The sequence below is a fragment of the Actinomadura decatromicini genome, from assembly GCF_008121305.1.
GTDB classification, from domain to species: Bacteria; Actinomycetota; Actinomycetes; order Streptosporangiales; family Streptosporangiaceae; genus Spirillospora; species Spirillospora syzygii.
This window is the reverse complement of sequence record NZ_VSRQ01000003.1, coordinates 633439-659211: the sequence shown is the minus strand read 5'-3', so window position 1 is coordinate 659211 and position 25773 is coordinate 633439. Positions and strand designations below refer to the sequence as shown.

General features: G+C 73.5%; 24 protein-coding genes. 21 read left to right on the top strand and 3 right to left on the bottom strand.

Annotated elements, in window-relative coordinates:
• Positions 1-23 precede the first annotated feature (23 nt).
• The 18 genes from FXF68_RS16735 to FXF68_RS16650 all read left to right on the top strand — a co-directional run bounded on the left by FXF68_RS16735 (position 24) and on the right by FXF68_RS16650 (position 17110).
• Positions 24-569 (top strand): DUF6084 family protein, encoded by a 546-nt coding sequence (locus tag FXF68_RS16735; protein WP_246178788.1) that lies wholly within the window; start codon positions 24-26, stop codon positions 567-569.
• A 111-nt stretch (positions 570-680) separates the two neighbouring features.
• Positions 681-812 carry a hypothetical protein gene (locus tag FXF68_RS44480; RefSeq protein ID WP_281288931.1) on the top strand — a complete coding sequence of 44 codons (132 nt, stop codon included), beginning with the start codon at positions 681-683 and terminating at the stop codon, positions 810-812.
• Between the two features lie 13 nt (positions 813-825).
• Complete coding sequence (locus tag FXF68_RS16730) at positions 826-1347, top strand: DUF892 family protein (protein WP_148760116.1); 522 nt, start codon at positions 826-828, stop codon at positions 1345-1347.
• An 86-nt stretch (positions 1348-1433) separates the two neighbouring features.
• Positions 1434-3029: an alpha/beta hydrolase gene (locus FXF68_RS16725; RefSeq protein WP_148760114.1), complete on the top strand. Its 1596-nt coding sequence runs from the start codon at positions 1434-1436 to the stop codon at positions 3027-3029.
• A 152-nt stretch (positions 3030-3181) separates the two neighbouring features.
• Positions 3182-4363 carry a serine hydrolase domain-containing protein gene (locus FXF68_RS16720; protein ID WP_148760113.1) on the top strand — a complete coding sequence of 394 codons (1182 nt, stop codon included), beginning with the start codon at positions 3182-3184 and terminating at the stop codon, positions 4361-4363.
• 524 nt (positions 4364-4887) lie between these two features.
• Complete coding sequence (locus tag FXF68_RS16715; protein WP_067904962.1) at positions 4888-5145, top strand: acyl carrier protein; 258 nt, start codon at positions 4888-4890, stop codon at positions 5143-5145.
• Positions 5145-5777 (top strand): SGNH/GDSL hydrolase family protein, encoded by a 633-nt coding sequence (locus tag FXF68_RS16710; RefSeq protein ID WP_148760111.1) that lies wholly within the window; start codon positions 5145-5147, stop codon positions 5775-5777. Before FXF68_RS16715 ends, FXF68_RS16710 begins: the two co-directional genes overlap by 1 nt.
• A gap of 30 nt (positions 5778-5807) precedes the next feature.
• Positions 5808-6569, top strand: coding sequence for an SGNH/GDSL hydrolase family protein (locus FXF68_RS16705; protein WP_148760109.1), 762 nt, complete (start codon positions 5808-5810; stop codon positions 6567-6569).
• Between the two features lie 34 nt (positions 6570-6603).
• A complete protein-coding gene (locus FXF68_RS16700; protein WP_148760107.1) occupies positions 6604-7098 on the top strand; it encodes a nuclear transport factor 2 family protein in 495 nt (164 codons plus the stop codon).
• Between the two features lie 35 nt (positions 7099-7133).
• Complete coding sequence (locus FXF68_RS16695; RefSeq protein ID WP_222869963.1) at positions 7134-9035, top strand: acyl-CoA dehydrogenase family protein; 1902 nt, start codon at positions 7134-7136, stop codon at positions 9033-9035.
• Between the two features lie 165 nt (positions 9036-9200).
• The gene (locus tag FXF68_RS16690) at positions 9201-10868 is read left to right on the top strand and encodes a fatty acyl-AMP ligase (RefSeq protein ID WP_222869962.1); all 1668 of its coding nucleotides are present in this window, start codon (positions 9201-9203) and stop codon (positions 10866-10868) included.
• A 126-nt stretch (positions 10869-10994) separates the two neighbouring features.
• On the top strand, positions 10995-11576 hold the full coding sequence (locus tag FXF68_RS16685; protein WP_148760103.1) for a PadR family transcriptional regulator: 582 nt from the start codon (positions 10995-10997) through the stop codon (positions 11574-11576).
• Positions 11577-11732: 156 nt separating this feature from the next.
• Complete coding sequence (locus FXF68_RS16675) at positions 11733-12272, top strand: ATP-binding protein (RefSeq protein ID WP_187437958.1); 540 nt, start codon at positions 11733-11735, stop codon at positions 12270-12272.
• Positions 12273-12314: 42 nt separating this feature from the next.
• Positions 12315-12662 (top strand): hypothetical protein, encoded by a 348-nt coding sequence (locus FXF68_RS16670; protein ID WP_148351979.1) that lies wholly within the window; start codon positions 12315-12317, stop codon positions 12660-12662.
• Positions 12663-12784: 122 nt separating this feature from the next.
• Positions 12785-15571: a sensor histidine kinase gene (locus FXF68_RS16665; RefSeq protein ID WP_148760097.1), complete on the top strand. Its 2787-nt coding sequence runs from the start codon at positions 12785-12787 to the stop codon at positions 15569-15571.
• Positions 15568-15990: a roadblock/LC7 domain-containing protein gene (locus FXF68_RS16660; protein ID WP_148351981.1), complete on the top strand. Its 423-nt coding sequence runs from the start codon at positions 15568-15570 to the stop codon at positions 15988-15990. Before FXF68_RS16665 ends, FXF68_RS16660 begins: the two co-directional genes overlap by 4 nt.
• A gap of 6 nt (positions 15991-15996) precedes the next feature.
• Positions 15997-16503 (top strand): DUF742 domain-containing protein, encoded by a 507-nt coding sequence (locus tag FXF68_RS16655; protein ID WP_148760095.1) that lies wholly within the window; start codon positions 15997-15999, stop codon positions 16501-16503.
• On the top strand, positions 16484-17110 hold the full coding sequence (locus FXF68_RS16650) for a GTP-binding protein (RefSeq protein WP_148760093.1): 627 nt from the start codon (positions 16484-16486) through the stop codon (positions 17108-17110). The genes FXF68_RS16655 and FXF68_RS16650 overlap by 20 nt, the downstream gene beginning before the upstream one ends.
• An 87-nt stretch (positions 17111-17197) precedes the next feature.
• On the opposite strand, the gene FXF68_RS16645 is transcribed toward FXF68_RS16650, so the two are convergent.
• The gene (locus FXF68_RS16645) at positions 17198-17683 is read right to left on the bottom strand and encodes a winged helix-turn-helix transcriptional regulator (RefSeq protein WP_222869961.1); all 486 of its coding nucleotides are present in this window, start codon (positions 17681-17683) and stop codon (positions 17198-17200) included.
• A gap of 65 nt (positions 17684-17748) precedes the next feature.
• Here FXF68_RS16645 and FXF68_RS16640 point away from each other — a divergent pair, with 65 nt between their 5' ends.
• Both FXF68_RS16640 and FXF68_RS16635 read left to right on the top strand, forming a co-directional pair.
• Positions 17749-19200 (top strand): MFS transporter, encoded by a 1452-nt coding sequence (locus tag FXF68_RS16640; protein WP_148760091.1) that lies wholly within the window; start codon positions 17749-17751, stop codon positions 19198-19200.
• A 301-nt stretch (positions 19201-19501) separates the two neighbouring features.
• Positions 19502-20380: a transporter substrate-binding domain-containing protein gene (locus FXF68_RS16635; RefSeq protein ID WP_148760089.1), complete on the top strand. Its 879-nt coding sequence runs from the start codon at positions 19502-19504 to the stop codon at positions 20378-20380.
• Positions 20381-20420: 40 nt separating this feature from the next.
• On the opposite strand, the gene FXF68_RS16630 is transcribed toward FXF68_RS16635, so the two are convergent.
• Positions 20421-21596: a protein kinase domain-containing protein gene (locus FXF68_RS16630; RefSeq protein ID WP_148760087.1), complete on the bottom strand. Its 1176-nt coding sequence runs from the start codon at positions 21594-21596 to the stop codon at positions 20421-20423.
• Positions 21597-21696: 100 nt separating this feature from the next.
• Complete coding sequence (locus FXF68_RS16625) at positions 21697-25182, bottom strand: indolepyruvate ferredoxin oxidoreductase family protein (RefSeq protein ID WP_148760085.1); 3486 nt, start codon at positions 25180-25182, stop codon at positions 21697-21699.
• Positions 25183-25284: 102 nt separating this feature from the next.
• On the opposite strand from FXF68_RS16625, the gene FXF68_RS16620 reads away from it, so the two are divergent.
• Entirely contained in the window at positions 25285-25773 is a 489-nt protein-coding gene (locus FXF68_RS16620; RefSeq protein ID WP_246178744.1) for an Lrp/AsnC family transcriptional regulator, read from the top strand.

The following is a 25773-nucleotide window of genomic DNA, read 5'->3' as shown; positions in this document are numbered from 1 at the left end:
GGCAGTCCGCAGTCGTGACGATCATGAACGGGCCGCCGGAACTCGGCGTGGACCTGCTCGGGATCGAGGCCGGGACGTCCGGCTCGGCGCCGGCGCCGAGCCTGCGGCTCCGGCTGCGGCGGCTGGACGGCGGGCCCGTCCAGTGCGTCCTGCTCACCGCGACCGTGACGATCGCGGCGGGCCGCCGCGGCTACGACGACGCGGAGCGGGACCGGCTCGCCGCGGTGCTCGGCCCGCCGGCGACCTGGCCGCCCGGCGGGCTGCCGTGGGCGCGGGTCGGCGCGACCGTCCCGACGTTCCGCGGCGGGACCGAGACGGCGATCGCGCTGCCGTGCGGGCACGGCATGCCGGACGCGGCCGGCCGGTACCTGGGCGCGCTGCGGGGCGGGCACGTCCCGCTCGACCTCGCCTTCGACGGGACGGTGTTCTACCCCGGCGGGGACGGGTCGGCGCGCACCGGGCAGGCGCCCTGGCGGCACGAGGCCGCCGGGCTGCTCGCCGTCCGCACCTGGCGGGACCTCGCCGACCGCCGCGACGCCCCGCTCCGGCTGGACGAGCCGTCCAGATGAACGACGGCCGTCCGGGCGACGGGCCCTCCGGGGGGAACGCGGTGACGAAGACGTCCGGCCGTCGGCCGGTCAGCGGGAACACGCACGAATTCGCAGGGGGGAGGAAAGGACATGAGGAAGGGGAAGCGAGTCGGCCCGGCGCTGCTGCGGCTGACGATCGCCCTGTTCGCCGTCGCGGTGCTAGCCGTGGCCGCGAAGGAGGTCCCGGCGCGCCGCCGGAGCCGCGGGCGCAAGTCCGCCTGAGCGGGCCCGGCGCATGACCACGATCGAGCGCCAGCTCGTCGGCTACCTGAAGGACGCGCACACCCTTCAGGAGCACGTGGAGGCCGCCCTCAGCGAGATGCTGACCACGGCGGCCGGAGAGCCCGCGATGTGCCTGCCGCTCGGCCGGTTCGCCGAGCGGTGCCGGGCGCACACGCGGGAGGTGGAGGCGCGGTTGCGGGCGCACGGGTCCGCGCCGTCCATCGTCCGGGACGCGGGCGCGCTGTTCGCGGCGGTCGCCGAGGCCGCGCTCGGGCGCAGCCGCGGCGACCGCGCCGGACGGCACATGCGGGACGCCTACGTCGCCGCCCACCTGCAGATCGCCGCGGGGGAGATGCTGCGCCGCGTCGCCGAGCGCGCGGGCGACCCGGAGACGGCGCGGGTCGCGGCGGCGATGTGCGAGGACGCGTACGCGATGTCGCGGGAGCTGTCCGGGCTGTGGGACCTCGCGGTGGAGATGTCGCTGCGGCAGCACGGCGTCCGGGACGTCCCGCCGCCGCACCCCGACGGCGGCTGAGCGCCGGGTGGTGGGGCTGTCCCCACCATCTTGTTAGGAGCCAGCCGTAATGACCTATCGCCCCTTGGCGCGGTGGAATCGTGCGCATGATCATCCAACGTTTCGCGGTCCCGCGCGCCGCCGTGGCGGTCGCCGCGCTCGGCCTGGCCGGGGCCGTCGGCTGGACGGGCACCTGGGCGGGCACGGCATCGGCCGCGCCCTCCGGAGGGCCCGGGCCCGGCGGCGGCCTCGCCCGGTTCGCCGGGCAACACGTCGCCTGGGGCGCGTGCCCGGAGGGCGCCGCCGACCTGAAGGAGGCGGGCGCGCAGTGCGCGGAGCTGACCGTCCCGCTCGACTACGCCGCCCCGGACGGCGCCACGATCACGCTCGCGGTCTCGCGGATCAAGGCGACGGACAGGGCGCACCGGCGCGGCATCCTGCTGGCCAACCCGGGCGGGCCCGGCGGGCCCGGCCTCGACTACACGGCCTCGCTGCGGCCCGTCATGAAGGACGCGGCCGGTCGCTACGACCTGATCGGCTTCGACCCGCGCTTCATCGGCCGCAGCACCCCGATCTACTGCGGTCTCTCCCCGAAGGCGCAGGAGACGCACTCGCGGCGGGAGGCGTTCGAGGCGTCCGTCCGGAGCGCGCGGGAGACCGCGGAGCGCTGCTACGAGCACGGGGACAACGCCGCGCTGCTGCCGCACGCGTCCAGCCGCAACGTCGCCCGCGACATGGACCTGATCCGGGCCGTCCTCGGTGAGCGGAAGCTGTCGTACTTCGGCACCTCGTACGGCGCGGACCTGGGCGCGGTCTACACGCAGATGTTCCCGCACCGCTCCGACCGGATCGTGATCGACAGCGTCACCGACCCGACGAAGACGCAGTACGAGAACTTCCAGGCGGGGGGACCGGCGCAGGAGCGCGCCCTGGACGAGTGGGCCGCCTGGACGTCCGAGCGCGCCGCCGAGTACCGCCTCGGCACGACGCCCCGCCAGGTCAGGACGACGGTGGAGCGGCTGAGCGCCCGCGTGGACCGGGGCCCGATCCGGCTCGGCGACCATTACGTGGACGCGAACATACTGGGCCTCCTCACGCGCCAGTTCGTCAACAACGAGGAGGACAACGAGCTTCTCGCGCGGGCCATGCGCAATTTCGTGGACGCGGCGGAGGGACGGCAGGTCCAGCCCATTCCCGAGCTGAAGATGTGGCTCGAACTGTTCAGCAAGCCGGACCCGGCGATGGACAACCTCTTCAACGGCGGGAACGCGGTCTTCTGCGGGGACGGCGGCTGGCCCGCCGGGGGATGGCCGTCCGATCCCGAGCAGTATTGGCGGAGCATCCAACAGGCCCGGCGTACGCAGCCGGTGTTCGCGGCGACGGCCAACGCCATTTTCCCGTGCCCGTTCTGGAAGACGAAGCCGCGCGAGTCGGGCACCGCGATCGACAACAGGGTGCCGGTGCTGATCTTGCAGGCCAGGCGCGACAACAACGTCCCCTATCCGGGCGCCGTCTCGCTGCACCGGGCGCTGAAAGGCTCGCGCCTGCTGTCCGCCGACATCCGCTCGCACGGCGTGTACGCGCGCGGCATCGACGGGCTGACGCCCGTGCCCTGCGCGGACGACGCCGTCAACGCCTACCTGCGCACCGGCGTCCTGCCCGCCGCCGACATCGACTGCCCGAAGCCGGGGGAGGCCCGATGACCGCAGCGAAGCGAGGATCATCGGGCCTCCCGTTTCGGGGGTCTGGGGGGCGTCCCCCAGCAGGGCAGGGCCCGGTGACCGCAGCGAAGCGAGGATCATTGGGCCTCCCGTTTCGGGGGTCTGGGGGGCGTCCCCCAGGTGGGCAGGGTCGGATGAGGAGGCGTGCCGTCGCCGCGCTGGCCGCGGGTGCGCTGATGGCGGGGCTGCTGCCGTCGGTCGCCGCCGCCGCCCAGCCGGGCCGGGACGGTCTGCAGGGCGACGTCGACGCGATCCGGGCGACCGGCGCGACGGGGGTGCTCGCCGAGGTGCGGACGGCGGGCGGCGCGCACGCCGCCCGCGCCGGGGTCGCGGACCTGCGGACGGGGCGGCCCGTTCCCTGGAATTCCTATTTCCGTATCGGCAGCGACACCAAGACGTACACGTCGGTGGTCGCGCTCCAACTGGTGAGCGAAGGAAAGCTCCGGCTGACCGACACCGTCGAAAAATGGCTGCCGGGGGTCGTCCGTGGGAAAGGGAACGACGGCCGGAGAATCACCGTCAAAAATCTCCTCCGGCACACCAGCGGGTTGAACGATTATGTGGCGGTCCAACTCGGCGACGGCGGTGACTTGACCCCGGAGAAGTTCCGGGAGAACCGTTTCCGGGTCTCCACTCCGCAGGAGAAGGTGGCGGCGGCGATGTCCAAACCGCCGCTCTGGGTTCCGGACACGTCCAACCCGGCCGAGGAGACCCATTGGGGCTACTCCAACACCAATTATGTGCTGGCCGGTCTGATCATCGAGAAGGTCACCGGACATCCCTGGGAGCAGGAGGTCCATGACCGGATCATCGAGCCGCTCGGGCTGCGGCACACGATCACGCCGGGGACGTCGGCGTACGTCCCGCAGCCGAGCGCGACCGCGTACACGCGGTTCCCGGGGCACAAGGAACTCGTCGACACGTCGGTCAGCGTGAGCGGCGGCTCGGACGGCGCGATCATCAGCACGCCGGGCGACCACACGGCCTTCCTGCGCGCCCTGCTGGGCGGGCGCCTGCTGGCCCCGGCGCAGCTCGCGCAGATGAAGCAGACCGTCCCGGTGGACGACTGGATCCTCGCGGACGGCGTCCGGTACGGGCTCGGCCTCGCCTGGCGTCCCGTCAAGGGCTGCGCGGGCGGGGTCTGGTTCCACGGCGGGACCTTCTTCGGGATCATCTCCGAGTCCGGGGCGAGCGCGGACGGGCGGCGCGCCGCGAGCGTCGCCGTGTCCACGTTCCGGCCCGGCGACCCGGCCCAGGACGCCCAGGACAGGGCGTCGCTCCGGCTGGTCGACCGCGCGGTCTGCGGCGCCGGCTGACGCGCGGGCCGACCGGGCGACCTCGCTGATCAACGGCCCGGACGGGCGGCCGGGCCGCCCGTCCGGGCCGTTTCGCCACCCTCGCCAGGGGATTATCGCCCAGGCGTAAGCATCTCCTGACTTGACCGTTTGGTATCCGCTGGGTGGTTGTCCGAAATTCTCATGGAACGTGCCGCAATGTCATACCGGATCGGTGCTCTTTCGGATCGCGGCGGAGGGGGAACGGCGCAGGTCGCGCGCCGTCCTGCGGTCCGCGGGGTGGGACGGATCGGTGGGGCGCGGGGGACGCGAGGGTCCGTCCAGGGCGTGTGGTGGGTCCCTTAACGGAAGGGGTTACCAGCCGGTAGTCCTGCGCCGATTTACCGGGGTGCTGACATAATTTACGCAACGGAGACATGGTTGTGTCCGATCGTTCACATCCGGAACTGAGACACATCATGCATTTGCCGGTATGTTGCGGTGTGCTCGTCTTCCGATAGCAATCGCGATTGTTGAGATGATCCTCTGGCATAAGGAGGAGTGCGGTGACCGGAGCGGAAACAATTTCCCACGATGAGTTGCAATCGTGGCTTCTTGACAGGATCGCCTTCTACCTCGACAGGCCGGCGGAAAACATCGACCCGACGGTCGAGCTCGCCCGCTACGGCGTCGACTCGGTGTACGCGATCAGCATCATCAGCGACATCGAGGACCACCTCCAGGTCGAGGTCGACGTGGCCGAGGCCAGGCGCCGGGAGACGGTCACCGCCCTCACCGACTACCTGCTCGAACTCGTCGGGTGATGGGCGGTCCGCCGTCCGCCGGGCCCGCCCGGACCTTCATGGTGGTGCTCGGCGACAGCGTGGCCGAGGGCCAGGACGACCCGGACCCGGCGGGCGGCTGGCTCGGCTGGGCCGGGCGGCTGGCCCGCCACCTGGGCGTTCCCGCCGACGAGCTGCTCAACGCGTCCGACCCGGGGGCGAAGGTCGACGACGTGGTGCGCGACCAGCTGCCGGGCGTCCGGAAGCTGAGCCCGCGCCTCGTCGTGCTCGGCTGCGGCATGAACGACGCGCTGCGCGGCTACGACCCCGCGGTCGCCGCCGCCTGCTTGGACGAGCTGTTCGGCTGGGCCGTCGAGCGCGGCGCGGTCGCGCTCGCGATCCCGGTGCCCCGGCCGCCGCTGCTCGACCTCGCGCCCATGTCGCAGTTCCGCAAGACGCGGACCGTCCAGCGCATTCACGACTTCAACGCGGAGCTGGCCAGGGCCAGCGCCGACTTCGGCATGCCCTTTCCCGCGCGCGAGTCGGTGGCGAAGGTCGCCGACCCCGTGATGTGGAGCGCCGACGGGATCCACCTGAACCCGAGGGGACACGCCTATGTCGCGGAGGTGATCGCGGACATCGCACGGAGCCTGCTCGGGGAGCGGGCGATCTGAGCTCGGGGCCATTCCAAGACTGGGACAGAGATGAACGGACAATCCACCTTCGCCCGTGTTTCCCAGCCGCTGACGCTCATACCGCTCGCGCCGGTGCTGCTCGTCCAGGCATGGCGGACGGCGCGCCGCACCCCCCGCCTCGACCCCGCGGCGGGGGACGAGCACGGCTTCGCGCAGGCCGCCGGACCGGACGCGGACGCGTACCGCGTCGTCGTGATCGGCGAGTCCACGGCCGTGGGCGTCGGCGCGTCCCGGCACGCGGAGGCGCTGCCCGGCTTCCTCGCCGAGGCCCTGCGCGACCGGCTGCGCCGCGGCGTCGCGTGGTCGGTGTCCGGCGAGAGCGGCGCGACGGCCCGCCGCGTCGCGACCGGGCTCGTCCCGCCGCCCGGCGGCGACCGGACCGACCTCGTGGTGCTCGCGGTCGGGATCAACGACCTGATCAAACGGCGTCCGCTGCGCCGCTGGGCAACGGACCTCGCCGACCTGCTCGGCGTGCTGCGCGGCCGGTACGCCGGCGCGACGCTCGTCGTCGCGGGCATGCCGCCCGTGCACCGGTTCCCCGCCGTCCCGCAGCCGCTGCGGCTCGTGCTCGGCGCGCGGGCGCGGGCGATGGACCGGATCATGCGCGACACCGCCCGCGCCGCGGGCGCCGTCCACGCTCCCATGGACGAGGCGATGGCGCGCGACCGCGCGCTGTTCGCCGCCGACGGCTTCCACCCGTCCCCCGCCGGTTACCGGGCCTGGGCCGAAGGGCTCGCCCGCGCCGCCGTCCCGACCGGGGCCGCGCGGTGACCCGTCCGCCAGGCGATCGAAGGGAGCAGCACAGGTGACGGTCTCCGGAACGTTCCGGACGGCGGTGGAGGCGAAGGACCTCGCCGCGATCGCGGGCGCGCTCGATCCCGGGATCGAGTTCCTCAGCCCGGTGATGGTGAAGCCCTACCTCGGGCGCGACTCGGTGATGGCGCTGCTGGGCGTCCTGCTGGAGGTGTTCGAGGAGTTCCGCTACACCGACGAGCTGGTCAGCCGCCCGCCGGACGTCCCGGCGCAGGCGCTGGTGTTCTCCGCGCGGGTGGCGGGCAAGGCCGTGCAGGGCCTCGACCTGCTGAGGTTCGGCGAGGACGGCCTGGTCACCGGCCTGACGGTGATGGTCCGCCCGCTGCCCGCCGCGATGACGCTCGCCCGCGTGGTCGGGCGGCGCATGGAGGAATCCAGCGGAGAGGCGAACACGGAGGCGAACGGGGCGGAGGCGTCCGGAACGGGGGGATCTGGGGGAACAGGGGGCACGTCCGGCCTGCCCGCAACGGAGCAGGCACAGCCGTAGGGAGCCGGCGCAGCCAAAGGGAGTCGAAGGAAACGATGGACAGCAAGGTCCCCGCACACCCCGCACAGCACCCCGCGCACCCCGGGAACCCTCCGGACCCCGTGCGCGCCGCCGACCGGGCGGACCCGGCCGGTCCCGCCGCGCCGTCCGCCGACCCGCCGGACGCGCCGCAGCGGCGCGCGTCCCCGCCCGGGCGCGCGCGGCTGTCCCCGGCGCACCGGATCGCCGCCGACCTGGACGGCTATCTCGGCGACCCGATGGACGAGGCCGCCGGCCCGTTCTCCTACAAGGCGATCGTGGAGGCGGAGGAGCGCGACGAGATCCCGCCGGGCGCCGTGGACGCCGTCCGCGCCTGGGGCTTCCCGAAGTACCTGGTGCCGAGCGTGCTCGGCGGACGGCTGTCCACGCTGGAGGAGTTGTTCCTCGTCACCCGGGGCATCTCGCGGCGCAGCGTCACCGTCGCCGTGATGTACGGGTCGGGGCTGCTGGCGGTGAACCCGGTGTGGCTGTGGGGCGACGAGCGGCAGCGCCGGACGGTCGCCGACGGCGTCCTGGTCGGCGACCTCGCCTGCTTCGGCGTCTCGGAGGCCGACCACGGCAGCGACGTGATGGCCTCGGAGTCGGAGGCGGAGTTCGACGGCGACGAGCTGGTGCTGACCGGGACGAAGTGGCCGGTCGGCAACGCCACCCGGGGCCGTTTCGTCACCACCTACGCCCGCACCGGCGCCCGCGACTTCTCGCTGATCCTGGTCGACAAGCGCGAGCTCGACCCGAAGGTCTGGTCGACGCTGCCGCCGGTGCGGACGGTCGGGCTGCGCGGCCACGACCTGAGCGGCGTGGTGTTCGTCGGGGCGCGGGTCCCGGTCGACCGGGTGATCGGGCGGCGCGGGTCCGGGCTTGTACAGACGCTGAAGACGCTGCAGATCACCCGGACGGCGATCGCGGCGCTGTCGGTCGGGACGATGGACGCGGTCGTCCGCATCGGGATGGAGTACGCGCGGTCCCGCACCCTGTACGGGGCGGACATCTACCAGATCCCGGTCATCCGCGACCACCTGGTGAAGGCGCACCTGGACCTGCTGATCGCCGAGTGCACGACGCTCCCGGTGGCACGGGCGCTGACGGTCGCGCCGGGGCGGCTGAGCCTGTGGTCGTCGATCGTGAAGTACTTCGTCCCGGTGATGGGGGAGGAGGTCGTCGCCAGCATCGGGACGGTCCTCGCCGCACGCGGCTACCTGCGCGAGGGCGTCGCGCACGGGGTGTTCCAGAAGTTGCAGCGCGACCACGCGATCGCGAGCATCTTCGAGGGCACCACGCACGTGAACCTCGCCAACGTCGCGGCGCAGCTGCCGTTCCTGGTCCGTCCCCCCGAGGAGACGGGTAAAGAGGACGCGCTGCTCACCGACCTGTTCCGCTGGACCCGCACCCCGCCCGCGTGGTCGCCGGACGGCCGCCTGCTCCAGCTCACCAACGAGGGCCGCGACGAGATCGGCCAGCGCTTCGAGGAGATCTCCGAGGAGCTGCTGGCGGCGGCGAACGCGCACGCCGCGCCCGGCGTGGCGGCCGAGTTGAAGGACCTGATGTCCACGATCGGCGGTTTGCGCGTCCGGTTGGAGGAGGGCATCCGCGCCGACGAGGGCGACACGACCTCGGTGACGGCGCTGGCCCGCGCCAAGCGGTACTGCGAGCTGCACGCGATGATGTCGTGCGTCCTGACCTGGCTGCACAACCGGCACGAGTTCGGCGGCCCGTTCGCGGACGGGCAGTGGCTCGTGCTGTGCCTGCAACGCCTGCTGCAACGCTCGCAGCCCGACATGGTCCTGTCGGAGGAGTTCCTGCCTCCGCTGGAGGACGTGATGTTCCGCGGCTTCGACGAGCGGCGCTGGTTCTCCCTGCTGTCCCTGGCCGAACTGCTGCCCGACGAAGAGGACGAGTGATGACCGATGCACGCGCATGGGGACTTCGTGTCACTCGTCCGGCAGAACATCCGGGAACACGGTGACGACCGGACCTTCACCTTCATCAGCGAAGCGCGTGGACGTGCCTCTCGCGAGGGGCGACCCCCCGCACTCCCCGGACTGGACCAGAGATATAAGGAGAACGTGCTCGGCTTCGCCGAGCTGGACCGGATGGCCCGCGCGCTCGCCTGCCGCCTGGAGTCGCGCGGCCTGCGGGACAGGGCCGTCCTCCTCCTCTACCCGGAGGGGCTGGAGTTCCTCAAGGCGTTCCTCGGGTGCCTGTACGCGCGGGTCGTCGCCGTCCCCGCGCCCTTACCCGCCCTGGACGCCGGACGCTTCGACCGCACCCGCCGCATCATCGACGACGCGGGCGTCTCGTTGATCCTGACCGACGCAGCCCACCGCGACGCCATCGCCGCATGGCTGGCGGACGCCGGGCTCAAGGGCCGCGTCCATTGTCTCGACACCGAGAGCACGACTGTCGGCGACCCGGGCGACTGGGAGCCGCCGGAGTTCGACCGGGGCACGCTCGCCTTCCTCCAGTACACGTCCGGGTCGACCAGCGAGCCGAAGGGCGTGATGGTCACCCACGGCAACCTGCTCACCAACGGCGAGGAGATCAAGCGCCGGATAGAGGGGACGTCCGACACGGTGGGCGTCGGCTGGGTGCCGCACTACCACGACATGGGGCTGGTCGGTCAGTTCCTCCAGCCGCTGTACCTCGGCTGCCGGTACGTGTTCACTTCGCCGATCACGTTCATCAAGCGTCCCGTGCTGTGGCTGGAGCTGATCAGCCGGTACCGGGGCACGATCACCGTCGCCCCGAACTTCGGCTACGAGCTGGCCTTGCGCCGCGTCACCGACGCGCAGCTGGACGGTCTCGACCTGTCGTCGCTGCGCGTGGTGAAGAACGGCGCGGAGCCGGTCCGGGCCGCGACGCTGGAGCGGATCGCGGAGCGGTTCGCCCCGGCCGGGTTCCGCCCGGCCATGTGGATGCCCTGCTACGGGATGGCCGAGACGACGCTGCTGATCACCGCCGCGCCGCTCGGCGGCGGGCCGCTCGTGCGCGGGTTCGACGCGGGCGAGCTCGCCCTCGGCCGCGCCGTCCCCGCGGCGGACGACGCGGGGGACGGCGAAACGCGCAGGCTGGTGAGCTGCGGACGTCCCGTCACCCTGGACGTCGGCGTCGTCGACCCCGAGACCCGCGCCCGCCTCCCCGACGGGCTGGTCGGCGAGATCTGGGTGCGCGGCGGCAGCGTCGCGGCCGGGTACTGGGCGAACCCGGCGGCGACCGGCGCGGCGTTCGGCGCCCGCACGTCCGAAGGCGACGGCCCCTACCTGCGGACGGGCGACCTCGGCTTCCGCTTCGACGGCGAGCTGTACGTCACCGGTCGCATCAAGGACCTGATCATCGTCAACGGCCGCAACATCCACGCCCACGACGTGGAGGAGGTCGCCCGGGACGTGCACCCGGCGGTCCTCGCCACCGCCGCGTTCACCGTGGACGGCGGGGACGCCGAGCACGTCGTGGTCGTCCAGGAGATCAGCACCCGGGCCGCCGCCGGGACGCCCCTGGACGAGCTGGCGTCCCTCGTCAAGGCGAAGGTCGCCCGCGCGTTCGACCTGCCGGCGCTGAGCGTCGTCCTCGCCGGGCGCGGAACGGTCCGGCGGACGACGAGCGGCAAGCTGCAGCGCGGCCTGACCAGGGAGGCGTTCCTCGGCGGGGACGCCGCCGCCCTGGCGGGCGACGTCGAGCCCGCGCTCGCGGAGCTGTTCCCCTCGCTCGTCCCCGGCCGGGCGACGCCCGCCTGACGCGGAGGTGAACAACCGGTGTCCCCGAAAATCTGCCCTTACCAATACTAGTCAAAAGCATGACTAATCATGTCGTTGTCTGCTAACGTCTGCCTCACCCTGAGTCAAGGCGGGGAGAGAAGGCCGATGGCGCTACGTCACGCGGTGCTGGCGGCGCTGCTCGATGGCGAGTACAGCGGCTACCAGCTGGCGAAGATCTTTGATTTGTCGGTCTCCAACTTCTGGCATGCCGTACCGCAGCAGCTCTACTCGGAGCTGTCGAGGTTGGAGACCGAAGGACTCATCAGCGGGCGGCAGGTCATCCAGCACGACCGTCCCAACAAGCGCGTCTACACCGTCACCAAGGCCGGTGTCGACGAGCTCGAGCGGTTCGCGACGACCCCGGCGAAGCCGGGGATCATCCGCGAGAACCTGCTCGTGATGGTCCAGGCCGTCGACCACATCTCCGCGCCGTCCGTCATCGCGCAGCTCGAAGACCGGGCGGTGGCGTCCGCCGCCAAGATCGAGGTCTTCGAACGCACCCTGAAGCACCTGCGCGGCGACCTCGACGAGGACACCTTCCTGCGCACGGGCACCCCGGTCGGGCCGTACCTGACCTGCCTGCGGGGCCTGCGCTTCGAGCAGGAGAACTACGAGTGGTTCACCAGCACCGCCCGGTTGCTGCGCACCCGGGCGGGCACCCATGTCGAGGAGGGGGAGCCGTCATGAGAGCCGTCATGGCGGGCCGCCCGTCCTCGCCCGGCACCGTGCCGCCGCATGCCCGGACGGCGGCGGCTCCGGCGCCAACCCCCCGCGCCCACCCCGGCGCCGCGTCCGCGCGGCACCGGACCGGGCCGACACGCCTTAGTCAAGGAGGCGTTCACCATGTCGGGCGAACACCACACCATCGAACTACCTAGCACCCTTCCCCAACCCCACGAGGCGACCGAGGCGAACGGAGCGGGCCAGGCCAACGGCGCGTCCCGGCCGAACGGCCTGCGGGCCATGGACGAGCCCGCGGTCCTGCTGGGCGAGCTGACGCTGCCCGCCGAGCGGGAGTCGGTCCCGCGGGCGCGGCGGTTCGGCCGGTCCGTCGCGGCGAACTCCGGCGCCGGGCACACCGGCGACGACGCCGAGGTCCTGGTCTCCGAGCTCGTCACGAACGCCGTCCGGCACGCGCCGATCCCCGGCGCCGCGCTGCGGCTGCGGCTGCTGCGCGCCGGGTCCCGGCTCCGCATCGAGGTGCACGACCACAGCGCCGCCGTCCCGCGGCAGCGCGAGGTCGACCTGATGGAGGAGACCGGGCGCGGCTGGTTCCTCGTGGCGGTCCTCGCCGACCGGCACGGCACCGACCACACACCGTCCGGCAAGTCGGTCTGGTGTGAGATCCGGGCCTGGCCGCGGGACGAGGGTCCCGGGCACTAGCGGTCCTCGCCGCCCCGCTGTTCCACGGCGATGGGATGCATCATGCCCGTTGAGTACTTCCACGCGGACGGGCGACAGGCCACGGCCGCCGAGGCCCAGCAGATGCTGCTGGACGTGCGGGGACGCCTGCTCGCGCAGGACGTCATCCGCGTCGGCGCCGTCGTGGTGGTCGTCTCGACCTGGTTCACGGTGGTCGATCTCGGCCGCGCCGCCAACGGCAGGCCGCTGCTCTGGCAGACCATCGTGTCCGACACGTCCATGCACGCCGACATCGGGCAGTACACGACGCGGGACGGCGCCGCGCGCGGGCACGCGCGCGCCGTCGAGATGATCACCGGCCGCCTGCGCGGCCTGGTGGCCCGCGCCGCCCTGGACGAGGCGCACCCCTGACCGCCGCTCCGGCGGCGCCATCGGGTGAGCCGTGTCCTGGACGACCCGTGCCCACGAACTGAAACGACCGACATGAGCGGGCCGCACAGCCGGGCCCGTCCCCCGCACAAGGTTGTGATCTGATGGTTGGCGAAGGCCGGCCGGCGGACGCCCACGCGGCCGCCCCGAACAGTGCACCCCCTGGCCCCGACGTCCCGGCGGACTCCGGCCGCGGGCCGCGGCGGAGGCGTCCGATCCGGCTGCGGATCACGGCGCTGCTGCTGGTCCCGCTGGTGTCCCTCATCACTTTGTGGGCGTTCGCCGCGAACATCACGCTCGGCGACGCGTTCGACAAGTACGACTTCTCGACGACGTACGAGAAGGTGGGCCTCCCCGGCATCAACCTGGTGAACCTGCTCCAGGCGGAGCGGTCCTTAAGCGTCGTCGCGCTCACCACGCGCGACGACGCGGCCAGACAGAAACTGACCGGGCTGCGGACGAAGGTGAGCGCCGTCGAGGCGTCCTTCCGCCGGACGTCGCTGTCGGCGGAGGCGCAGGACGCGGCCCGGCCCGAGACCAAGCAGCGGCTCGCCGCCGCGCTCAAGGCGCTGGACCGGGTGCCGCAGCTGCGCGCCGAGGTGGACTCGGGCACGGCCGAGCCGCTCGACGTGATCAACTCCTACAGCACCGTCCTGGACCAGGTCATCGCGGTGTTCAACGGCCTGGTGTCGGTGAACGACGTCGCGATCCTCACCCAGGGCAAGGCGCTGATCAGCCTCGGCAACGCCCGCGCCTACATGCTGCGCGAGGACTCGCTCGTCACCGCCGCGATGGCGCGGAACGGGCGGCTCACCCCGGCCGAGCACATCGCGTTCGTGCAGTGGGCGGCGGAGGGGCGGCGCGAGTTCGACGCCGGGCTCGCCGACCTGAACGACGAGATCAGCGGGCCGCTGCGGCAGCTCGCCGCGTCCGACGGGTTCCGCCGCTACCGCGCGGCCGAGACCGCGATCGTCAACGCGCGCGACGACCGGCTGCCCGCCGCCGCGTCCGACTGGCAGGCCACCACGCAACTGCTGTCGCAGGCGTGGGCGCAGAAGGTCACGCAGGCGAGCCTCGCGCTGAACGAGATGGCCGAGCCGATCGGCAAGCGGATCGTGATGCGGCTCGTCCTCGCGGGCGGGTTCGGGCTGCTCGCGGTCGTCGCGTCGATCGTGCTGTCGCTGCTCGCGGCGCGCAGCCTGTCCCGCGAGCTGCGCGGGCTGCAGCGCGCCGCGCTGCGCCTCGCCGAGGACCGGCTGCCGGACGTCGTGGCCCGGCTGCGGCGCGGCGAGGAGGTGGACGTCGCCGCGGAGGCGCCGCCGCTCGTCATCGGCCGGACCAAGGAGGTCGCCCGGGTCGGGGACGCGTTCACGAAGGTGCAGCACACCGCGATCGAGACCGCCGTCCGCGAGTCGTACCTGCGGCAGGGCATCAGCCGCGTGTTCCTCAACGTCGCGTGGCGCAGCCAGTCGCTGCTGCACCGCCAGCTCCGCATGCTGGACGAGATGGAGCGGAGCGCGTCCGACCCGAAGGCGCTCGAAGACCTGTTCCGGCTCGACCACCTCACCACGCGCATGCGCCGCCACGCGGAGGGCCTCGTGATCCTCTCGGGGACGTCGCCGGGACGCGGGTGGAGCCGTCCCGTCCATGTCGAGGACGTGCTGCGCGCCGCCGTCGCCGAGGTCGAGGACTACACCCGCGTCGAGGTCGTCGTGCTGGGCGGCGGCGCCGCGCTGATCGGCGAGGCCGTCGCGGACATCATCCACCTGCTCGCGGAGCTGATCGAGAACGCGACCGTGTTCTCGCCTGCGCCGACCGAGGTGCTGGTGCGCGGGGAGATGGGCGCGAACGGGTTCGCCGTCGACGTCGTCGACCGGGGCATCGGGCTCGACCAGTCCGAGCTGGACGCGCTGAACCTGCGGCTCGCCCGCCCGCCCGAGTTCGACCTCGCCGTCACCGACCGGCTCGGCCTGTTCGTCGTCGGCCGCCTCGCCGGGCGGCACGGCATCAAGGTCGCGCTGCAGCCGTCGCTGTACGGAGGGGTCAGCGCGGTCGTGCTGATCCCGCGCCGCCTGATCGTGGACGTCGAGCAGCCCGACGACGAGGACGCCCCGGCCGCCGCCGCGCCCTCCGCGCAGGGCAACGGCACCGCGCCCGCCGCGCAGGGCAACGGCGCCGCCCCGACCAACGGCTCGCTCGCCCGGACCGGGCTGCGGAACTGGCCCACGCCGGACGCGTCCGCGTCGACGGCGATGCTGAACGCGCCCGTGTACGACACGTCCGTCCGCGAGACGACCGTGCGCGACACGGCGCCCCAGACGCCGGTCGTCCCCGAGGGACTGCCGGAGTACGACGCGACGGTGGGGTTCGATGCGCCGTCCTCGCGAGAGGAACGGCCCTCGTACGACCGGTACGAGACCCCGCCGACGTACGAGACCCCACCGTCGCCGTCGTATGGGCCGACGTACGAACAGTCGTACGAGCCAGGGCCCGCGCCCGCGTTCGACGCGACGCGACCGTTCCTGGCGTCCGGCCCCCAGGGCCCGGGCCACGACCCGTACGGGACGGGCTCCGCGCCCGCCTCCTTCGGCGAGACCCAGGCCCAGGCGGGCAACGGCGGGCGGGCCCCGCTGCCGCGCCGGGTGCGCGGCGGCAACCTCGCGCCGCAGCTCCGGGACGCGCTGCCGCCCGGCGACGGGCCGTTCGGGGCCCCGCCGGCCGACCCGCCGCCCGCCGAGGCCCCGGCCGGCGACGCGGTCGCCGCGTGGGAGGAGCGCTCGGCGGAGGCGTCCCGCGACCTGTTCGCGTCCCTCCAGGCGGGCTGGCTGCGGGGCCGGGACGACGACGAAGGACCAGGCGGACCCGCCGACGACACGGAGGAAAGAGCATGACGCAGCAGCAGGGAGTCGCGGCCGAGCTGAACTTCCTCCTGGACGACCTCGTCGACCGGGTGCCGCAGATCCGCAAGGTGGTCGTCCTGTCCCGGGACGGCCTCGTGATGGGCATGTCCCGCGGCGTCGGCCGCGAGGACGCCGAGTACCTCGCCGCGCTCGCGGCCGGGTTCCACAGCCTCGCCGCCGGGGCGCGCCCGCAGCTCGCCTCCGGCGAGATCCGGCAGACGATGGTGGAGATGGAGAACGGGCTGTTCTTCGTCGTCCCGGCCGGGGCGAACAGCTGCCTCGCCCTGCTGAGCGAGGTCGGCGCGAACGCGGGCCTCGTCGCCTACGAGATGACGATGCTGGTCAAGCGCGTCGGCCGGCAGCTCTCCACGGGCCTCAGGCGGGGCGGGCCCGGACCGGGAGCCGGGTGACCCGCCGTGGACCCCGGCGACACGCCCGGCGCCCCCGCGCGGGATCACGGCGCCCCCGCGCGGGACCACGGCGCCCACGACCACGGGGCGCCCGGCCGGGAGCGGTGGCTGGACGCGGCCGCCGGGCCCATCGTCCGGCCCTACGCGGTGACGCGCGGGCGCACCCGGCCGACCGGCGAGCCGCTGGACATCGTGACGATCCTCGTCGCGACCGGCCGGCGGCCCGCCGAGCCCGGCCGGCTCGCCCGCCCGCAGCGCCGGATGCTGGCGCTGTGCCGCCGCCCGTACGCCCTCGCCGACCTGGCGTCCGACCTGGACCTGCCGTTCGGCGTGATCCGGGTGCTGGCGGGCGACCTGCTCGACTCGGGGCTCCTGGACGTCCAGCGGTGGACCGCGCCCGCCGCCGTGCCGTCCCCCGGTGCGGACGCCGGTGCGCCGCCGCCCGCCACCGTCCCGCCGCATCTGGACCAGAACCTGCTCAGGAGGGTGCTCGATGAGCTCCGCGCGCTCTAACTCCCCGGAGGCCCCCGAGGCCCCCGCCGACGAGCGGCTGGACGGCCCGCGCGTCGCGCTGAAGATCCTCGTCGCCGGCGGGTTCGGCGTCGGGAAGACGACGCTGGTCGGCGCGGTCAGCGAGATCCGGCCGCTGCGCACCGAGGAGGCGCTGACCGACGTCGGCGCCGCCGTGGACGACCTCGACGGCGTCGCCGCGAAGACCACCACGACCGTCGCGATGGACTTCGGCCGCATCACCCTGCGGGACGGCGTCGCCGTCTACCTGTTCGGGACGCCGGGCCAGGAGCGCTTCTGGTTCATGTGGAACGAGCTGTCGCGCGGGGCGCTCGGCGCGGTCGTCCTCGCCGACACGCGGCGGCTGATGGCGAGCTTCGCCTCGATCGACTACTTCGAGCGGAAGGGGACGCCGTTCGTCGTCGCCGTCAACTGCTTCGACGACGCCGACCGCTACGACCCGCCGGAGATCCGGACGGCCCTCGACATCGACCCGCACGTCCCCGTCCTGCTGTGCGACGCGCGCCGGACGGGGTCGGCGAAGGAGGTGCTGGTGTCCCTCGTCGAGCACGCGCTGCGGCTCGCCGGCGGCGCCGGCAGGCGCGGCTAGCCGCCCCGGGCGGCGGGGCCGTCGGCCAGGCGCGGGCGGCGGGGCCGTCGGCCGGGCGCGGGCGCGGCCCGGAGCGTCCGGGCGGGGCTACTCCTCGCCCGGGCGCGGCGGCCCCATGACTATCTCGTCGACCGCGACGGCGTGCCCGTCCGAGCATCTGACCTGCGACGTCACGGCCTCGCCGCAGCCCGCGTGGGTGAGCCTGACCTGGCGCCCCTCGTCGCCGGGCAGGTACGTCTCGCCCCATTCCATGAGGCCGACCAGCGTGGGCGCGAGGTCCTGGCCCATCTTCGTCAGGTGGTACTCGTAGCGGGTGCGCTGCCCCGGCTCCTGGTACGGCTCCCGGCTGAGCAGCCCCGCCTTGACGAGGTGCCGCAGCCGGGCCGTCACCGCCGACTCGGTCATCTCCAGGTTGCGGACGAAGTCGCCGAAGCGGTTGGTCCCGAAGTACGCCTCGCTCAGCACGAGGACGGCCGACGGCGGACCGAGCGCGGCCAGCGTCCGCGCGACCGGGCAGTTCTGCATCGACCAGGCGTCGCGGTCGGCGAAATGCCCCTCAAGTGCGATTGTCACGCGCCCACTATAAACCTGCTGACTTCGCTTGACCAAAGTCAGCCTGCTCGCTAGCCTCGCTGACTATGGTGGAACAAAGTCAGGTACCCGCCCTCGGGGGCCGACGGGTGCGGCCGGGGCTGGTGCTCGCGGTGCTCTCCGTCGCGTCCTTCATGGCGGGCCTCGACCTGTTCATCGTCAACGTCGCCTTCAACGACATCGGCCGCGACTTCGCGGGCGCGCCGATGGCCGACCTGTCCTGGGTGCTGAACGGCTTCGCCATCGTGTTCGCCGCGCTGCTCGTCCCGCTCGGCCGGCTCGCCGACCGGTACGGCCGCAAGCCCGGCCTCCTCCTCGGCCTCGCCGTCTTCACGCTCGCCTCGCAGGCGTGCGCGATGGCGCCGTCCCTGTGGTGGCTGGTCGCGTTCCGCGTGCTGCAGGCCGCGGGCGCGGCGGCGCTCATCCCCACCAGCCTCGGGCTCCTGCTCTCCGCCTACCCGGCCGAGCGGCGCGGCGGCGCCGTGCGGGTCTGGTCGGCCGCGTCCGCGCTCGCCGCCGCGGCCGGGCCCGCGGTCGGCGGCGTGCTCGTCGAGCTGTCCTGGCGGTGGGTGTTCGAGGTGAACGTCCCGATCGGGATCCTCGCGATCCTGCTGGCGTGGCGGTTCGTCCCCGACTCGCGGGAGGGCGTCACCGCCCGCGTCCCCGACCTGCCGGGCACCGCCGTCCTCACCGCCGCGATCGCGCTGCTCGCGCTCGCCGTCGTCAAGATCAACGACTGGCCGGGGGAGCAGACCGTGCTCGCCTGCGGCGCCGCGCTGCTCGGCCTCGCCTGGTTCTGGCTGCGCTCGCTGCGCCACCCCGCGCCGGTGATCGAGCCGTCGCTGCTCGCCGTGCGCACCTTCTCCTGGTCGAACGCCGCGATCCTGCTGTTCACCGTCGCGTTCGCCGCGAACCTCCTGCTCGGCGTGCTGTGGATGCAGCAGGTCTGGCACTACTCCGCCGTCACGACCGGGCTCGCCGTCGCGCCCGGCCCGCTGATGGTCCCGATCATGGCGCTGGTCGCCGGACGGCTGGCCGCGGCGCGCGTCCCGGTCGGTCTGATCACCGCCGCCGGGTGCATGCTCTGCGCGTTCGGCGTCGTCATGATCGCGATGAGCCTCGGCCCGGCGCCCGCTTACGCGTCCGAGCTGCTGCCGGGCTGGCTCATCGGCGGGACGGGCGTCGGCCTCGCCCTCCCCACCATCCTGTCCGCCGCCGCCGTGGAGCTGCCGCCGCACCGGTACGCGACGGGCAGCGCCGTGCTGAACATGAGCAGGCAGATCGGGAGCGTCCTCGGCGTGAGCCTCGCGGTCGCCGTCCTCGGCGTCCCGCACGGCTACCCGGACGTCCACGACTCCTACGTCGACGCTTGGCTGATGGTCGGCGGGTTCATGGCGATCGCAGCGATCGCCGCCCTTGGCATGACCCCGCGCAGACCACGGCCTTCCCCATCCCCCGTCCCCGAGACAGAAACGGAAGTGGTCGCCGGTACTTCATAATTCCTCGCCTTGACACACGGGGTACCGGACGAAACCTTGACCCGGACCTTCACAGGCCCGGTTCGTCCGAACGCCCCGCACACACAACAGGCACCTCCATCCGGAGGAGGTGCCTGTTGTGCCTTTTCTCCGTGCCTCAGCCTTGTACGGCGGTGATCAGGACGAGGACCAGCGCCGCGACCGCGAACAGGCTGGTGCGTCGAGTTCGGCCCCGCGTCCGGGTGACGGCGTCCGGTCGGGCGGGAGGAGTGCCCGGCGCGGCCGGGCCGCTCTATGGTTACGGCGTGAAGGTTTCTGCGGAATGCCGGACTCGTCCCGGCGACGCGCGCCCGTCCCGCCGGATCGGCCCGGACGGGACGCGGCCGTGCGGGTGAGCGGGCGGATCGCGGCCGCGTGCGTCCTCGCGGGCGGCCTGCTGGCGGCGTGCGGGCAGGACGGCGGCGAATCGCTGATGGACAAGTCGACGCTGGTCGTCGGCGTGCGCCCGGACCTGCCCGGGCTCGGGCTCCGCCGCGCGGACGGGAGCTTCGAGGGCTTCGACATCGACGTCGCCCGGTACATGGCCGACCGGCTCGGCAAGAAGGTGCGGTTCGTCCAGGTGCTGTCGGCCGAGCGGATACCGGCGCTGACGTCGGGACGCGCCGACCTGGTGCTCGCGACGCTGTCGGTCACGCCCGAGCGCAAGACGCAGGTCGCGTTCGCGGGGCCGTACTCGATGTCCTTCCAGGACGTCCTGGTGCGGTCGGACGAGCGCGCCGTCAAGGGCGTCCGCGACCTGAAGGGCCGCAGGTTCTGCGGGGTCGAGGGCTCGGACCCGGTGAAGCGGCTGCTGGCGATCAACGGGATGACCGCGCAGATCGTCAAGGCCAGGGACTACGACGAGTGCATGGCGCTGATCAAGCAGCGCCGGGTGGACGCGATCACCACGAACGACGTGATCCTGGCCGGGCTGATCCGCCGGGAGGGCGGCGGGTTCCGGCTGGTCGACGCGCGGATCAGCGAGCAGAACACCGGCATCGGGCTGCGCCGCGGCGACCTCGACGGCTGCGAGGCCCTGAACCGGGCCATCACCCGGATGTACCAGGACGGGACGGCCGCCAAGCTGATGAACAAGTGGTTCGGCGGCACCGGCCTCAACGTCTCGAACGTCGAGATCCCCCAGTTCGAAGGCTGCGACTAGCCCCGGCCGGACGATTCGCGTCGCCTTTCCCGTTCGGTGGTCATGCCCGCGCGGTGGCGAGGACGCGGGTCAGTTGGGCGGCGACGGCGGGGGAGAGGCCGCGTTCGCGTCGCCGGGTGTCGATCCGCGCGCGGAGCTGCCCGACCCGCCGGTGCACGTCGACCTTCCGGTCGGCGGCGAGGTCGTCCGCGAGGTCGGCGATCGCGGCGTCGAGGTCGATCGCGACGTCCGAGCGGATCTCCCCGGCGGCGTAGCCGCGGCTGACGATCGGGCGCATCTGGCCGAGCGCGGACGCCACCCGGCCCCGGCCGCGCGGCGGCGTCGCGACGCTCGCCGTCGCCGCCGGGACGACGACCGGCGCGCGCGGTCCCGACACGAGGACCGCCACACCGGCGGTGGCCGGGATCGCCGCCACGACGGCGAACGCGGCGAGCCGCGCTCCCGCGCCGTGCCTGCGCCGGGGTGGGCGCAGCGTCCGGGTCCGGTGGTCGTGGGACGGCCGCTGGTCGGGGAGAGGGACGATGAGCTGGGTCGGGGCGAAGGCGGCGGGCGGGCCGAACGCGGCGTTCACCGGTCTCGGACCGCGCTGGAGCAGGGCGGCGGCCTTCGCGGCGGACGGGCCGTCCGCCGGCGTCGCGTCCAGGCACAGCGCGGCGACCGGCGCCGGGCCCCCGGACGTCCCGGACGGCAGGCACGCGGTGATGAGCGCGCCGAGCGCGCGCACGTCGGCGGCCATGTCCGCGCCGGACGCGGGCCCGCCGCCCGCCCCGAGGCCGATGACCTTGGCGTCTCCGTCCACGAGCATGACCTTGCGGGGGGACAGCCGGCCGTGCGCGATTCCGGCGGCGTGCGCGGCGTCGAGCGCCCCGGCGACCCGCTCGGCGACGTCCGCGGCCTCGGCCACGGAGAGCGGGCCGTGGCGCAGGAGGTCGGCGAGCGTCCCGCCGTCGAGGAACTCGGTCACGGCGTAGGAGACGGCGCGTCCGGCCCGGCCGCGGGCCCGGTCGCTGTCGTAGACGGTCTCCAGCGCGGGATGGGTCAGCCCGGCGGCGCGGCCCACGCCCTGCTGGAACGCGCGGTGCGCGGCGGCGCTCCGGGCCGCGGGCAGCTTGACCGCGACGGTCCGGCCGAGCAGCTCGTCGCGGGCCCGCCACACCTCCGTCGTCCCGCCCCGGTCGAGGCGCTCCACGAGCAGGTAGCGCTCCGTCAGCCGCACGCCCGATTCCACTCGAACCAACCTCGTCGCACGTCCAGGCCGGGCTCCGTCTCCGGCGTGCCAGGTGATACGGGTGGACGCCGCCTCCCGGTTCGACCGGTCACACGCCCGCCGGGGAGCGCTCCGCGCGCCATTCGGCCAGCAGCTCGCCGAGCCGCTCCTCGTACCGGACGACGTTCGCCGTCTTGACGTCCTCGTATCCGCGGATCATGTCGGGCAGCTCCGCGATCCGCACCGCGACGTCGAGCCTGCCGGGGCCCTCCCCGAGTCCGGCGACCAGCTCGTTCACCACGGCGACGTAGCCGGTGACGAGACGGCGTTCGGCGCGGCGCTGCGCGGTCGCGCCGAACGGGTCGAACGGGGTGCCGCGCAGCCGCCGCATGGCGCGCAGCGCGCGGAACGCCGGGCGCGCCGTCCGTCCGAGCGCGATCTTCTTGTCCACCCCGACCGCGCGGAGCAGCGGCGGATGCAGCATGTACCGGACGGACGCACCCGTCCCGAACTGCTCCTCCACCCGCCGCGCCAGCTCCGGGTCGAGGTGCAGGCGGGCCACCTCGTATTCGTCCTTGTAGGCCATCAGCTTGTAGAGGTTGCGCGCGACGGCGACCGCGAGGCGCTGCCCGTCCGCGCCCGCGGCGCGGTCGGCGGCGGTGGCGACGCGCATGACGGCGGCGAGGTACCGCTCGGCGAGCGCCAGGTTCTGGTACGCGGCGAGGTCCGGGACGCGGACCCGCAGCACGCGGGCCAGTTCCCCGTCCGCGCCGGACTCGTCGACCAGGCGCATCGCGGCCTCCGCGGTGCCGTCCAGCGGACGCGGGGCCGCGGTCGGAGCCGCCGGTTCCGCCGTCCAGCCCGGTTCGAGGACGAGCCGCCGCCCCGCCCGGAACGCCTGCACGTTCGCGTCCACCTGGACGCCGTTCAGCGCGAGCGCCCGTTCGATCGCGTCCGCCGACAGCGGCAGCAGCCCCGCCTGGTAGGCCGCGCCGACCACGACGAAGTTGGCGGTGGTCGTGCCGCCGAACCAGCGTTCGGCGAGGCCGAGGGCGTCGAGCGCGACGAGCCGGTCCGCGTCGGTGCGGTCCGCGATCCGCCGGACGAGCGCGGCGCTCGGCGGCAGCCCCGCCGCCGTGTCGGTGATCATGCGTCCGGTCGGGACCTCGCTGGTCGACACGACGGCGGCGGTCCGGCCGGGCGCGCAGCGGCGCAGGTTCGGCTCGGACGTCCCGGCGAGCGGGTCGAACACGAGGTAGGCGTCCGCGCCGCCCGCACCGACCATGCCGGGACGGTCCGCCCCAGCGGACCCGATCCGCAGGTGCGACACGACCGCGCCCGCCTTCTGGCTGAGCCCGGTCTGGTCGAGTGCGCGGGCGTGCCGCCCGTCGAGGAGCGCCGCCATGGAGAGCACTTGGTTGACGGTGACGACGCCCGTCCCGCCGATGCCGACGAGCAGGACGTCCGCGCGTTCCGGCCGCCGCACCGGCTCGGCCAGCTCGCCGATCTCCGGCAGGCGCTCCTTCGCGGCCCGCGTGCCGGGGGTGACGGTGATGAAGGACGGGCAGTCGCCGTCCACGCAGGAGTAGTCCTTGTTGCAGGACGTCTGGTTGATCTGGGTCTTGCGGCCGAACTCCGTCTCGACCGGCTCCACGCTCAGGCAGTTCGACTTCACGCCGCAGTCGCCGCAGCCCTCGCACACCGCCTCGTTGATCAGCACGCGCGTCGCCGGGTCGGGGACGAGGCCGCGCTTGCGCTTGCGCCGCGTCTCCGCCGCGCACGCCTGGTCGTAGATCAGCACGGTCACGCCGGGTGTCTCGCGCAGCTCGCGCTGGACGGCGTCGAGGTCGTCGCGGTGCCGGACGCGGACGCCGGGCGCCCAGTCCGTCCCGCGCGGGTGGCGGGACGGGTCGTCCGCGACCACGGCGATCTTCGCGACGCCCTCGGCGGCCAGCATCCGGGTGATCGCCGCCGGGTCGGAGCCGCCGTCCGCGTCCTGCCCGCCGGTCATCGCCACGGCCGCGTTGTAGAGGATCTTGAAGGTGATGTTGGTTCTGGCGGCGACGGCCTGCCGCACGGCGAGGCTCCCCGAGTGGAAGAACGTTCCATCGCCCAGGTTCTGAAAAAGATGCTCCGTCTCACTGAACGGTGCCGCGCCGACCCACATCGCGCCCTCGCCGCCCATCTGCGTGGTGCCGATGCTGCGGTCCTGGAACACGGTCATGACGTGGCAGCCGATCCCGCTCGCGGCGATCGACCCGTCCGGGACGACCGTCGACCGGTTGTGCGGGCACCCTGAGCAGAAATAGGGGGTCCGAGCGGCCGTCCCGAGGAGGTTGATCTTCGGCTTGCGGGGCCGGAGCACGGGATCGCGCAGGTCGACGTGCTCCTCGCCGAGGCGGTCGGCGAGCAGGCGGGCCAGGGCCCTGGTGATCCGGTCAGCGTCCAGGCCGCCGTCCGCCGGGACGAGCGGGGCCCCGTCCGGCCCGTTCTTCCCGTACACGGCCGGACGTTCCGCCAGGTCGTACAGGACGTCCCGGAACTGCGTCTCGACGAACGCCCGCTTCTCCTCGACCACGACGATCTCGCGGAGCCCACGCGCGAACTCCCGCGCCCGGCCCGCGTCCAGCGGATGGATCAGCGCGAGCCGCAGCAGCCGCACGCCCCGCCGCTCCAGCGCCGCGTCGTCCAGCCCGAGCCGGTCGAGCGATTCGCGCAGCTCAAGGTAGGTGCGACCGGCCGCGACCAGGCCGATCACCGCGTCCCCGGCGGCGCCCTCGATCCGGTCGAGCCCGTTGGCGGCGGTGTAGGCTGTGGCCGCCTGCAGCCGTCCCTGCAGGACCTCACTCTCCAGCGACGTCGTGTCCTTGAGGTCCACGCCCGGACGGCGGGTCGGCTTCCAGGGCCGCCCCTGCCAGGTGAACTCCGGGAGCACCGGGTCGGGGACGGGCTCGACGTGCACGATCTCGTGCGAGTCGGCGACGTCGGTGACGAGCTTGAACCCCGTCCACGCGCCGCTGAACCGCGACATCTCGAACCCGTGCCGGCCGAGGCGCAGCACGTCCCCGACCGACGCCGGGACGAGCACCGGCATGAACGCCTCCGCGAGCGCGCCCTCCGTCGCCGACGGCAGCGTGGACGACTTGCAGGACGGGTCGTCCCCCACCACGGCGAGCACCCCGCCCCGCGCGGACGTCCCGAGCCAGTTCGCGTGCTTGAAGGCGTCCAGCGACCGGTCGACGCCCGGCGCCTTCCCGTACCAGAGGCCGAAGACGCCCTCGAAGCGCGGCCCCGGCAGGTGCTCCACGAGTTGCGACCCGTAGACGGCCGTCGCCGCCAGCTCCTCGTTCACGCCCGGGACGAACCGGATGTCGTGGCCGTCCAGGAGTTCCGCGTCCCGCATGAGCTGCTGGTCGAGGCCGCCGAGCGGCGAGCCCCGGTACCCGGACACGAACCCGGCGGTCGTCCAGCCGCGCCGGGCGTCCGCGCGCCGCTGGTCGAGCAGCAGCCGGACGAGCGCGTGGACACCGCCGATCGCGATCCGTCCCCGGTCGAGTTCCAGCCGGTCGCGGAGGGGAGATGCGAGGGTGCTCATTCCTGCATTAGCCCGCCCCGGTGAGCGGTGTGCAAGATGTCCGGACGATAATTGAGCAGATTGCTCAAATCGACCCTGCTCCGCCGCGGGAGGCTGCGCATCGTGACCCGTGCCACCCTGCTCGACCTGCAAGTCCTCCGCCGCCTCGTGGAGCAGCCGCGGATCGGCGTCACCGAGCTGGCCGCCAAGCTCGGCATCGCCCGCAACACCGCGCACGCCCGCGTCGAACGGCTCGAACGCGAGGGCGTCATCGGGCACCGCGGCCGGGAGGTCGACCTCGCCGCGCTGGGCTTCGAGCTGACCGCGTTCGTCACCCTGGAGGTCGCGCAGGGCAGGTTGCGGGAGGCGGCCGTCGCGCTCGCCGCGATCCCGCGCGTGCTGGAGGTGCTCGGCATCACCGGGGAGGGCGACCTGCTGGTCCGCGCGGCCGCGCCGAGCGCCAAGGAGCTGCACGAGGTGATCGACTCGATCCTCGCGTGCCCCGGCGTCCGGCGCAGCCACACCTCGATCGTGCTCACCCACCAGGTCCCGTTCCGCATCGGACCCCTTCTGGAGGACGAAGAGAGACGCGCCCGGTCCGCCGACCGGTAG

What these genes read in the sequence shown, in the direction of transcription:
- FXF68_RS16735 (WP_246178788.1), top strand. Translation starts at nt 24, where the DNA reads ATGAACGGGCCGCCGGAACTCGGCGTGGACCTGCTCGGGATCGAGGCC.
- FXF68_RS44480 (WP_281288931.1), top strand. Translation starts at nt 681, where the DNA reads ATGAGGAAGGGGAAGCGAGTCGGCCCGGCGCTGCTGCGGCTGACGATC.
- FXF68_RS16730 (WP_148760116.1), top strand. Translation starts at nt 826, where the DNA reads ATGACCACGATCGAGCGCCAGCTCGTCGGCTACCTGAAGGACGCGCAC.
- FXF68_RS16725 (WP_148760114.1), top strand. Translation starts at nt 1,434, where the DNA reads ATGATCATCCAACGTTTCGCGGTCCCGCGCGCCGCCGTGGCGGTCGCC.
- FXF68_RS16720 (WP_148760113.1), top strand. Translation starts at nt 3,182, where the DNA reads ATGAGGAGGCGTGCCGTCGCCGCGCTGGCCGCGGGTGCGCTGATGGCG.
- FXF68_RS16710 (WP_148760111.1), top strand. Translation starts at nt 5,145, where the DNA reads ATGGGCGGTCCGCCGTCCGCCGGGCCCGCCCGGACCTTCATGGTGGTG.
- FXF68_RS16705 (WP_148760109.1), top strand. Translation starts at nt 5,808, where the DNA reads ATGAACGGACAATCCACCTTCGCCCGTGTTTCCCAGCCGCTGACGCTC.
- FXF68_RS16695 (WP_222869963.1), top strand. Translation starts at nt 7,134, where the DNA reads ATGGACAGCAAGGTCCCCGCACACCCCGCACAGCACCCCGCGCACCCC.
- FXF68_RS16685 (WP_148760103.1), top strand. Translation starts at nt 10,995, where the DNA reads ATGGCGCTACGTCACGCGGTGCTGGCGGCGCTGCTCGATGGCGAGTAC.
- FXF68_RS16675 (WP_187437958.1), top strand. Translation starts at nt 11,733, where the DNA reads ATGTCGGGCGAACACCACACCATCGAACTACCTAGCACCCTTCCCCAA.
- FXF68_RS16670 (WP_148351979.1), top strand. Translation starts at nt 12,315, where the DNA reads ATGCCCGTTGAGTACTTCCACGCGGACGGGCGACAGGCCACGGCCGCC.
- FXF68_RS16665 (WP_148760097.1), top strand. Translation starts at nt 12,785, where the DNA reads ATGGTTGGCGAAGGCCGGCCGGCGGACGCCCACGCGGCCGCCCCGAAC.
- FXF68_RS16660 (WP_148351981.1), top strand. Translation starts at nt 15,568, where the DNA reads ATGACGCAGCAGCAGGGAGTCGCGGCCGAGCTGAACTTCCTCCTGGAC.
- FXF68_RS16650 (WP_148760093.1), top strand. Translation starts at nt 16,484, where the DNA reads ATGAGCTCCGCGCGCTCTAACTCCCCGGAGGCCCCCGAGGCCCCCGCC.
- FXF68_RS16640 (WP_148760091.1), top strand. Translation starts at nt 17,749, where the DNA reads ATGGTGGAACAAAGTCAGGTACCCGCCCTCGGGGGCCGACGGGTGCGG.
- FXF68_RS16635 (WP_148760089.1), top strand. Translation starts at nt 19,502, where the DNA reads ATGCCGGACTCGTCCCGGCGACGCGCGCCCGTCCCGCCGGATCGGCCC.
- FXF68_RS16625 (WP_148760085.1), bottom strand. Translation starts at nt 25,182, where the DNA reads ATGAGCACCCTCGCATCTCCCCTCCGCGACCGGCTGGAACTCGACCGG.